The sequence below is a fragment of the Cryobacterium sp. MLB-32 genome (assembly GCF_000738085.1).
Classification (GTDB): domain Bacteria; phylum Actinomycetota; class Actinomycetes; order Actinomycetales; family Microbacteriaceae; genus Cryobacterium.
This window is the reverse complement of record NZ_JPRS01000547.1, coordinates 1-728: the sequence shown is the minus strand read 5'-3', so window position 1 is coordinate 728 and position 728 is coordinate 1. Positions and strand designations below refer to the sequence as shown.

Sequence of the window (728 nt, the reverse complement as noted above, 5' to 3'; positions counted from 1 at the left end):
GCAGGTTACGCCTGGCGTGCTCGGTGTACACGAGGTTGTAGTCCGCCACGTGGTCCACGAGGCGACGGTTCACCTCTTCGGGCACGTTCTCATCGAAGCACCGGTTGCCGGCCTCCATGTGGAACACGGGGATCTTCATGCGCCGCGCCATCAGCGCCGCGATGCAGCTGTTCGTATCGCCGAGCACGAGGAGCGCGTCGGGCTTCTCCCGGACGAGCACCATTTCGGTCTTCAGCAGGATCGAGCCGAGCACCGCACCGAGCGAGCTCGTGTCCGCCTCGAGAAAATGGTCGGGTCGCCGCAGCCCGAGGTCGTCGAAGAAGACCTCGTTGAGCTCGTAGTCGTAGTTCTGGCCGGTGTGCACGAGCACGTGCTCGGTGTGCGCGTCGAGGCGTTTGATCGTGGCCGACAAGCGGATGATCTCCGGTCGCGTTCCCACGACCGTCACGATCTTGAGGCGGTGCGTCGGGCTCCGCTCGGTCATGGCTGCACCGCTTCCGCAATCGTGTCGGGACGTTGGGCATCGAAGGGTTCATTGGTCCAGAACGAGGTGAAGAGCACATCCGCTCCGGTGTTCGTGATCTTATGCGCCCACATGGTGGGCATGTCAACACTCACCGGGTCGTCGCCCGACACGGCGAAGTCGACGACCTGGTCCGTGAACAGCTGCCGCAGGGCGATCACCGCGTCACCGTAGAGCACGGTGAAACGCTCCACCTTGCGCCGGT

At 64.0% G+C, this 728-nt stretch carries 1 protein-coding gene and 1 pseudogene; both read right to left on the bottom strand.

Annotated elements, in window-relative coordinates:
- Window positions 1–484, bottom strand: a 484-nt coding sequence (locus JF66_RS19885) for a UDP-N-acetyl glucosamine 2-epimerase (RefSeq protein ID WP_035880618.1), incomplete at its 3' end; no start/stop codon positions are given.
- Window positions 481–728, bottom strand: a pseudogene (locus JF66_RS23935) (capsular biosynthesis protein); the annotation flags it as partial. The gene JF66_RS19885 and the pseudogene JF66_RS23935, both read right to left, overlap by 4 nt.